The following is a 10,236-nucleotide window of genomic DNA, read 5'->3' as shown; positions in this document are numbered from 1 at the left end:
TACATCAACCACCAAGAGCTCGATGGCGACATCGACGTAGCAGTGGGTCTGCCGGCCGATGCCGTTGCGGGCGACATCCTGACCGTTACCGACAATGCCGGCCACGAGCACCGCATCAAACTGACGCCCGAGCAGATAGCCGAGGGCAAAGTAGCGGTGAGCTTCCCGGCACCGGCGGATGGCAAAGAGATCGAAGTAGTTGCGACTGTAACCGATGCGGCCGGCAACACCGGCCCCGAGGGCACCGATTCGGCTGTGATCGACACCACCGCACCTGTAATCGACATCAACCACATCGCCGGAGAAAACCAAGGCGCAACCGATGCAGACGGCTATGCCGTTATCAACGCAGCGGACAAAGCCAACGGCTTCAAAGTATCGGGCAGCACCGATGCAGAAAACGGCCAAACCGTGGTGATCAAAGTGCTGGATGGTGGCAAAGAAGTGGCGAGCTACAGCGCCACCGTCAACAACGGCACTTGGTCTGCCACCGTACCGGCCAATTCCGGCTGGATTACAGACGGCAAAGCCTACAGCTTCAGCGCCACCGTGAGCGACAAAGCCGGCAACACCGCCACCGACGTGGATGTTACCCGCGCCACCGACATCACCCCGCCGAACGAGAGCACCACCAAACTCGTGATCACCAGCGTGGCCGGTGACGACGTAGTCAACGGTGCCGAAGCCGGCGCAGCAGAAGTACCCGTAAGCGGCAAAGTGAGCGGCGAATTCAACGCAGGCGACGTGGTAACCATCGTGGTGAACGGCACCCGCTACACCACCAAAGTGGCCGCCGACGGCAACTTCACCGTACAGGTGAAAGGCAGCGACTTGGCCGCCGATGGCGACAAAGTGGTGGACGGCAGCATCACCACCACCGATGCGGCCGGCAACACCGGCACCATCACCGCCACCCGCCCGTACAGCGTCGACACCAAAGTGGCCATCGACATTAACCACATCGCCGGAGAAAACCAAGGCGCGACCGATGCAGACGGCTATGCCGTTATCAACGCAGCGGACAAAGCCAACGGCTTCAAAGTATCGGGCAGCACCGATGCAGAAAACGGCCAAACCGTGCTGATCAAAGTGCTGGATGGTGGCAAAGAAGTGGCGAGCTACAGCGCCACCGTCAACAACGGCACTTGGTCTGCCAACGTACCGGCCAATTCAGGTTGGATTGCAGACGGCAAAGCCTACAGCTTCAGCGCCACCGTGAGCGACAAAGCCGGCAACACCGCCACCGACGTGGACATCACGAAGGCTACGGATTTGACCGCACCGAAGATCACTGTGGATGCGCCGGACAACAGCAACGACAACACGCCCACCATCACCGGCACCACCGATGCACCGGCCGGCTCTGTGGTGACGATTGTGGTTACCGATAGCGGCAATAAGGTGCAAACCTTCACTGCCGTGGTGCAGGCAGGCGGCACTTACCGTGCCGATGTGCCGGCGGCACTGGCAGAAGGCAATTATGTTGCCAAGGCTACCGTGAAAGATCCGGCCGGCAATGAAGCCACGGCCACCGATCCGGGCAGCATCGACACCACCAACCCGACTGTGGTTATTGATGACGGCAATTTGTCTGTGCAAGAGGCCACCGGTGCGAGCGTGAGCGGCATCATCAAAGTGAGCGACAACAACAGCGTGGCCGGCATCACTGTGGCGGGTAAAGATGTGACTGCCGCCACTTCGGCCAACCCTGTGGTAATTGCCACCGACAAAGGCACGTTGAAAATTACCGGCTATAACGCCGCCACCGGCGTGGTGTCGTACACCTACACTGAGGCGGATAAAGCGCAAAACCACAGCGCCGGCGATAATTCGGTGCGCGACAGCTTTGTGGTGGTGGTGCGCGATAAAGCGGGCAACACGGCGATGGACAGCTTGGATGTGACCATCACCGACACCGCTCCGGTTGCGGTAAACGACACCCAAAGCATCACCGAGGGCGAGGCCTTGGTAAGCGGCAATCTGCTGGCCAACGACAGCACCGGTGCCGATGTGCCGCTGGAAGTGTCTGTGGCTCAGCCGCAAGGTGCTTATGGCGTGCTCACCGTGCATGCAGACGGCAGCTACACTTACGCGCTTGACTCGGCCAACCCGGCGGTGAAAGCCTTGAACGATGGCCAAAGCCTCACCGAAACCTTCAGCTACACCATAACCGATGCCGATGGCGACCGCAGCAGCGCCACACTCAAAGTCACCATCAATGGCGTGTCAGACGATAAAATCATTATCGGCGGCAACAATAGTGACACCATTTATGGCGCAGGCGGCAATGATGTGTTGATTGGCGACCGTGGTGGTGTGAACACCATCATCACCAAAGGCCAGGATTACAATATTGCCATTTTGATGGACGTTTCCAACAGCATGCTGAATTACCAAAGCACCACCGGCGTGACCTATATGGAAATGGCACGTCAATCCCTGCTGAAACTGGCGCATGATTTGGCCGAACACGATGGGCACACCAACGTATTCTTGACCTTGTTTGACCAAACCGTAAACAAACAAATCAAGATTACCGATTTGAACGAAAGCAATGTGGATCGCTTGTTGGCAGAAATCAACGTGATGCGCACCCTGAAAATGCGTTCGGAAGGCTCAACCAACTATGATTTGGCCTTTAAATCGGCATCAGGATGGTTTGATGCGGTGGGCAGCAACGGTTATAAGAATGTGACTTACTTCCTCACAGATGGCCAACCGACCTCGTATGGCAACAGCTACAACACTTCCGGAGCTTATGTAACCCAGCCCTCCGTTACCGCCGCTTTAAACAGCTACAAAAAAGTGGCCGGGATGTCGGATGTGCATGCCATCGGTTTTGAAGCTGGCATTCAGGAAAACGTGTTGCGCTATTTCGACAACACCATCGATGGCAACGGCAGCCTCGGCAGCGGCTCCACCACGGTAACACACACCGATGGCCGCAATAGCTGGCGTGTGACCTACAGCGGCTCAACCGGCGAAGTGGCGATTATCGACCACCCCAACGAGCTTGATGCAGCCTTGCAAAGCGGCAGCACCACCACCAGCCCCAACCCGGTTTCCGACGACTATGTGTATGGCGGCAATGGTGATGACATTCTGTTTGGCGACAGCATCAACACCGACCATCTGAGCTGGACCAATGCAGACACCGGCATCCGCTACACCGCCGGCAGCCATGACGGCATGGGTGCAGATGCGCTGGGCGAATACATCAAGTGGTCGGAGAACCACGGCAGCGAAGCCGGCAGCCAGCAGATGGTGGATTATGTGCGTGAAAACTGGGTGAGCCTGCTCGATGGGCGCAGCGATGGCGGCAACGACACGCTCAACGGCGGTGCCGGTAACGACATCTTGTTCGGCGGTGCCGGCAACGACACCCTTACCGGCGGCGCAGGTGCAGATCAGTTTGTGTTCCTCGCCAACAGCAACAGCGGTAAAGATGTGATTACCGACTTTGAAGCGGGCACCGATAAAGTGGTGTTTGCCGATTTGGTCAACGCCAACCAGCTGCAAGGCGCGGTGTGGAACGACAACACCCACACCCTGAGCTTCACCGGTGTAGACAAAGCCGGCCAAACCTACAACAACAGCATCACGTTTAACGGCATGGCTGCAGGCGAAACCCTGAACAGCATTCTCGAAAAACACGTTGAGTTTATCGGCTAAACACTCGCTGCATCCAAAGCCCCGCTCGCTTGAGCGGGGTTTTTTTGCGGGCGGGCGCTGCCAATGCAGTCGGGTTGTTTTGAATAGGTTTCAGACGGCCTTGTCGATATAGTGAAATCAAGGCAGCAAGCGTAAATACGATTAGCTTTGTCAAAATAAAGCGTTATCGTATGCATAGCACACAGAGGCCGTCTGAAACATTTTTTTTCAGACGGCCTCGCCTTGTAAGCTTACTTTTGGGGATGGGTATCGGTGGTCTGGCCGGTATATGAAATCAAGGCAGGTATAGTGGATTAAATTTGAATCAATACTGCGTTGGCTCGCCTTGCCGTACGTGTGTACTGTCTGCGGCTCGCCGCCTTGCCTTGATTCAAATTTAATCCACTATAGGCTGGGTTGAAAACCCAACAAATCCACAGGCCGTCTGAAGCGTTGGGTTCATCAACCCAACCTTTGCCTATGCTTGATTTCACAATAGCAGGGCAGGGTGAAGTTGGTTTGCCGTTGTATTTAGTATAAGATGCCGTCTGAAACCCCAGCGAGAGCTTGTTATGCAAAAAATCACCCTGATTGCCGCCTGCGCCGACAATGGCTGCATCGGCATCGACAACACTATGCCCTGGCATTTGCCCGAAGATTTCGCCTTTTTCAAGCAATACACGCTGGAAAAGCCGGTGGTGATGGGGCGCAAAACGTGGGAATCGCTGCCGAAAAAGCCCTTGCCCGGGCGGCGCAATATCGTGGTCACCCGCCAAGCTGATTATGCAACAGCCGGCGCCGAACAGGCAGAAAGCCTGGAAGCGGCTTTGCAAATGTGTGCTGATGCACCGGAAATCATTATTATGGGCGGGGCGCAGATTTATGCCCAAGCCATGCCGCTGGCCACCGATCTGCGTGTTACCGAAGTGGGGCTGCAAGTGGCAGGCGATGCTTTTTTTCCCAAGGTGGATGAGGCCGATTGGCAAGAGGTTGGGCGCGAAGCATGCATGAGCAGCAAAGGCACGGCTTATGCGTTTGTGCATTATCTGCGCCGCTGATATAGTCATGCTTATTTGACTTGAGGCCGTCTGAAACGTTTCAGGCGGCCTTAAGCCAACAGATTGCCGTATATATTGTATATATATGGTGGAATGCATAATAAAGTGACACAAAAGGTTGGTTGGGTTGCAAACCCAACAAATCCACAAGCCGTCTGAAACGTTGGGTTTATGAATCTAACCTACGCCGTTATAGAATACAGTTTCGTGTCACTTTTTCTTACATTTCACTGCATATTGTTGATGAATCATTCAGGCCGTCTGAAAGCCATAGTGAAATCAAAGAAAAACGGCCACAAAAAAGCATAAGTCTCAAACGTGTGTAGGGTGTGTGGCACAGCCACGCACGCGTTTTAAAGGGCTTCTGCGTGCGTGGCCGAAGCACATGCCTTATGCCGGCTTGTATCAGTTTTTCATGCATTCCACTATATAAAACAACAAACCATTAAAATAACAAACCGACAGGAACCCGACACATGACCGAAACCATCCAGCGCGAGAGCATGCAATATGATGTGCTTATCGTCGGTGCAGGCCCCGCGGGGCTCGCCGCCGCCATCAAATTAAAACAACTGGCCGAAAAAAGCGGCCGCGACATCAGCGTGTGCGTGGTGGAAAAAGGCTCAGAAGTGGGCGCACACATTTTATCGGGCGCCGTAATCGATCCCAAAGCCCTGAGCGAGCTTTTGCCCGACTGGCAGGCGCAGGGCGCGCCGCTTGCGCGCAGCGTGGCCGAAGACCGCATGCTGCTGCTCACTGAGCAAAAAGCCGTGAAGCTGCCCACACCGCCGAGCTTTGAAAACCACGGCAACTACATCATCAGCTTAGGCGCGCTCACCCGCTGGCTGGCCGAGCAGGCCGAAGCCTTGGGCGTGGAAATTTATCCCGGCTTTGCCGCTTCCGAAGTGCTTTACCATGCCGACGGCTCGGTGAAAGGCATTGCCACCGGCGATATGGGTTTAAACAGCGATGGCACGCCCAGCGAAAATTACCAACCCGGCATGGAATTGTGGGCGCAGCAAACCATTTTTTCCGAAGGCTGCCGCGGCTCGCTCAGCAAACAAATCATCCAACAATTCGCGCTCGATCGCGACAGTCAGCCGCAAACCTACGGCATCGGCATCAAAGAAATCTGGGAAGTGCCTGAGCCGCAATGCCAGCCCGGCTTAGTGATACACAGCGTGGGCTGGCCGCTCGACAGCCAAACTTATGGCGGCTCGTTTATCTATCACCTTGATAACAACCAAGTTGCCGTGGGCTTTGTGGTGGGGCTGGATTACCAAAACCCGTATATGTCGCCGTTTGAAGAATTCCAGCGCTTCAAAACCCACCCCGAAATCCGCAAAACCTTTGAAGGCGGCCGCCGCATTGCCTATGGTGCGCGCGCGTTGAGCGAAGGCGGCCTGCAAAGCCTGCCCAAGCTCTCATTCAAAGGCGGTGTGCTGGCAGGCGACAGCGCCGGCTTTCTAAACGTGCCGCGTATCAAAGGCATACACACCGCCCTCAAATCCGGCATGCTGGCGGCAGAAGCGGTGTTTGATGTGTTGATCACCGATGCGCAAACGCTGGAAAGTGGCAAAGAAGCCGACAGCTACCAAGAGCGTTTTGAGCGCAGCTGGCTTTATCAAGAGCTCAACGAAGTGCGCAATGTGCGCCCCGCCTTTAAATGGGGCATGTGGCCGGCGATGGCTTATACCGCGCTGGAGCAATATGTGCTCAAAGGCCGCGCGCCGTGGACGATTGCGCACCACGGCAGCGACCACAACAGCTTGAGAAAAGCCGCCGCCTGCCACCCGATAGCCTATCCCAAGCCCGATAATGTGCTCACGTTTGACCGCTTGAGCAGCGTGTTTCTCGCCAACCTCAGCCACGAAGAGGGGCAGCCCAATCACCTGAAATTGGCCAATCCGCAAATCATGCTTGATGTGAACCTGGCCGAATATGCCGCGCCGGAAACCCGCTATTGCCCGGCGGCGGTGTATGAAATCGTGGAAGAGGGCGGCCGGCCGCAATTGCAGATTAATGCGCAAAACTGCGTGCACTGCAAAACCTGTGACATCAAAGACCCCACCCAAAACATCACCTGGGTGTGCCCCGAAGGCGGCAGCGGCCCCAATTACGGCGCCATGTGAGCAGACCCTAAAAGCCTGTTTAGGCCGTCTGAAAGCCTTTCAGACGGCCTTTTGTCTGAAGCAAGAAAATTTATGAGAATACACCATATTGCGCTTATCTGTTCCGATTATGCCGTATCCAAACGCTTCTACACCGAAACGCTGGGCTTAACCGTGCTGGCCGAGCATTACCGCGCCGAGCGCGATTCTTGGAAGCTCGATTTGGGCATCGGCAGCCATTATGCGTTGGAATTGTTTTCCTTCCCCAATCCGCCGCCGCGCCCCGGCCGGCCCGTCAGCGCCGAAGCCTGCGGCTTGCGCCATCTGGCTTTTGCCGTGGCCGATGTGGCCGCCCAACGCGCGCAATTGCAAGGCTTGGGCGTGGATTGCGAAGCCATACGCACCGATGAATACACCGGCAAAGATTTCTTTTTTATTCAAGATCCCGATAAGCTGCCGATTGAGTTTTATCAGGAATAAGGCCGTCTGAAAGTATAGTGAAATGCATAATAAAGTGACACAAAAGGTAGGCCAGTTCCGTAGGTCGGATTCTCGAATCCGACATTTGGCCGCAAGGCCAAACACGCGGGATATGCTTGTTCTGCGAACAAGTGTCGGATTCGAGAATCCGACCTACCCATCTTGGTTTCACATCGGCAAGGCCGTCTGAAAACTCTGTGGGTGATTTGCCGCTTTTCCCAAAACATTCAGACGGCCTGTTGCCGCCGCATTTGCACCGCCTGCCGATTCGTAAGACAATAGCGCATCTTTGTCCACCACACTTTTCCTGATAAGGAATACCACCATGATTACCTTTCCCATCGCCCGTGCCGGCGCCGCCACGCTTGAAATCCAAGGCAAAATGGCCAACCGCCACGGCCTGATTGCCGGCGCCACCGGCACCGGCAAAACCGTTACCCTGCGCCGCATGGCCGAGGCGTTCAGCAATCAGGGCGTGCCGGTGTTTTTGGCTGATGTGAAAGGCGATTTGTCGGGCATCGTCAATGCCGGTGCCGACAGCGGCAAAGTGGGCGAGCGCATTGCCGAATTCGGGCTGGGCGCGGCTTGGCTGCAAAGTTTTCCGGTGCGCTTTTGGGATGTGTTCGGCGAGGCCGGCATTCCGCTCAGGGTCACGATTTCCGAGATGGGGCCGATGCTGCTCTCGCGCTTGATGAATTTAAACGACACGCAAGAGGGCTTGCTTAATTTGGTGTTTCGCGTGGCGGACGACAATGGCTGGCATTTGATTGACTTAAAAGATTTGCGCGGCCTGCTCAAGCATGTGGCCGACCATGCCGCCGAATATCGCAGCCAATACGGCAATGTGTCTGCCGCCAGCGTGGGCGCGGTGCAGCGCCAGCTGCTTACGCTCGAAAACGAAGGCGCGGCCAACCTTTTCGGCGAGCCGGCGCTCAATCTGGAAGACTGGATGCAGACCGAGGGCGGCAAAGGCGTGATCAATATTCTCAATGCCGAAAAGCTGATGCGCAGCCCGCGCATGTATAGCGCGTTTTTGCTGTGGATGCTGGCCGAATTGTTTCAAACGCTGCCCGAAGTGGGCGACCCCGAGCAGCCCAAATTTGTGATGTTTTTCGACGAAGCGCATCTATTGTTCGACAACGCGCCTGCCGCTTTGGTGGCGCAAATCGAGCAAGTGGTGCGCCTGATCCGCTCCAAAGGCGTGGGCGTGTATTTCGTTACCCAAAATCCGCTCGATCTGCCCGACAGCATTCTGGGCCAGCTCGGCAACCGCGTGCAGCACGCTTTGCGCGCCTTTACCCCGCGCGACCAAAAAGCGGTGAAGGCCGCCGCCGAAACCTTCCGCACCAATCCGAATATCAATGTGGTGGAAGCCATTGCCGAATTGGGCGTGGGTGAGGCTTTGGTGTCGTTTCTCGATGAAAAGGGCATGCCCGCGCCGGTGGAACGCGCTTTTGTGCTGCCGCCGCAATCCAGCCTCACGCCGCTGGCCGCCGCCGAGCGCGACAGCACATTCCAAAACGATATTCTCTACCGCCACTATAAAGATATGATCGACAATTATTCCGCTTACGAAGCGCTCACCGAGCTTGATGCGCAGCAAGCGCAGACGGCCGAAGCGCAAAACGTTGCCAAAGCGCAGGCTCAGGCCGACAAAGCCGCTGCCGCGGCGCCGCAGCAAAACGGCATGATGGGCGGCTTTTTGGGCGGCTTGTTCGGCGGGCGCAAAAAAGCCAACCAAGGCGTTGCTTATGATTTGGCCGATTCGGTGGGCAGCCAGATCAATCAGCAGGTAACGCGCGCGATTTCGCGCAGCGTGATGGGCGTGATTAAAAATATATTGAAATAAGCGCAAATGTTTTCAGACGGCACAGGCCGTCTGAAAACATTTTTTGCCGTTAATATTTTGTTAAGCCTTTTTGCCGCAAAAACTTTTATCATAGGCAAGAGTCTGACAAGCCGGGTAAATGGCCGCTGCCCGCGCTTTTGTGTTAAACCAACCCGGCCGCTTGAAAGCATGTAATGGATATTGTGTTGTTGTTTAAAGCCCTGATTTTGGGCATTGTCGAAGGTTTGACCGAATTTCTGCCGGTGTCGAGCACCGGCCATTTGATTGTGTTTGGCAGCCTGCTGGATTTTCACAGCAACGGCAAAGTGTTTGAAATCGCCATCCAGCTCGGCGCGGTGCTGGCAGTGGTGTTTGAATACCGCCAGCGTTTCGGCTATGTGGTGAAAAATTTCGGCCGCGATGCCAAGGTAAACCGCTTTGTTACCAACTTGGCCGTGGCTTTTGTGCCGGCGGCCATTGTGGGCCTGCTGTTTAGCAAGCAGATTAAAACTGTGCTCTTCAACCCCATCAGCGTGGCCACCGCGCTGGTGCTGGGCGGCTTCGTGATTTTGTGGGTGGAGCGCAGACAAAGCACGCGCAAGCCCAAAGTGACCGATGTGGATGACATGAAAGTGCGCGATGCGCTGGTGGTGGGATTGGCGCAGATTCTGGCGCTGGTGCCCGGCACCTCGCGCTCGGGCAGCACCATTATGGGCGGCATGCTCTGGGGGCTGGATCGCAAAGTGGCCACGGAATTTTCGTTTTTCCTGGCCGTGCCGGTGATGATTGCCGCCACCGTTTACGATGTGTCAAAACACTATTCGCTCTTCAGTATGCAGGATATCGGCCTGATTGCTGTGGGCTTTGTGGCCGCTTTCGCATCGGGCCTGCTGGCGGTAAAAGCCTTGCTGAAATTTGTGGCCACGAAAAATTATGTGCCCTTTGCCTATTACCGCATCGTGTTCGGCGGGCTGATTCTGCTCACTTGGGCAATGGGCTGGGTGAAATGGGATTGATGATGCAGCGCTGAACAGATCATCAAGAGGCCGTCTGAAAGCTTTCAGACGGCCTCTTTGCAAAGAAACGACATTGACATGAAAAGTAATGT

At 55.6% G+C, this 10,236-nt stretch carries 6 protein-coding genes; all 6 read left to right on the top strand.

The genetic code is table 11. From position 1 onward, the window contains the following. The coding region (locus EV680_RS06875) for an Ig-like domain-containing protein (protein ID WP_132954005.1) at positions 1-3,672 on the top strand (3,672 nt) is incomplete at its 5' end. 551 nt (positions 3,673-4,223) lie between these two features. After that, the gene (locus EV680_RS06870) at positions 4,224-4,709 is read left to right on the top strand and encodes a dihydrofolate reductase (RefSeq protein ID WP_132954004.1); all 486 of its coding nucleotides are present in this window, start codon (positions 4,224-4,226) and stop codon (positions 4,707-4,709) included. Between the two features lie 476 nt (positions 4,710-5,185). Continuing rightward, entirely contained in the window at positions 5,186-6,841 is a 1,656-nt protein-coding gene (locus EV680_RS06865; RefSeq protein WP_132954003.1) for an electron transfer flavoprotein-ubiquinone oxidoreductase, read from the top strand. 72 nt (positions 6,842-6,913) lie between these two features. After that, entirely contained in the window at positions 6,914-7,300 is a 387-nt protein-coding gene (gene gloA2 / locus EV680_RS06860; RefSeq protein ID WP_132954002.1) for an SMU1112c/YaeR family gloxylase I-like metalloprotein, read from the top strand. Positions 7,301-7,625: 325 nt separating this feature from the next. After that, positions 7,626-9,149 carry a helicase HerA-like domain-containing protein gene (locus tag EV680_RS06855; protein ID WP_132954001.1) on the top strand — a complete coding sequence of 508 codons (1,524 nt, stop codon included), beginning with the start codon at positions 7,626-7,628 and terminating at the stop codon, positions 9,147-9,149. A 173-nt stretch (positions 9,150-9,322) separates the two neighbouring features. Continuing rightward, a complete protein-coding gene (locus tag EV680_RS06850) occupies positions 9,323-10,144 on the top strand; it encodes an undecaprenyl-diphosphate phosphatase (RefSeq protein ID WP_132954000.1) in 822 nt (273 codons plus the stop codon). Positions 10,145-10,236: the final 92 nt, after the last annotated feature.

Source organism: Uruburuella suis (assembly GCF_004341385.1).
Classification (GTDB): domain Bacteria; phylum Pseudomonadota; class Gammaproteobacteria; order Burkholderiales; family Neisseriaceae; genus Neisseria; species Neisseria suis.
The sequence above is the reverse complement of the archived record's forward strand: the minus strand, read 5'-3'. Positions and strand labels throughout refer to the sequence as shown.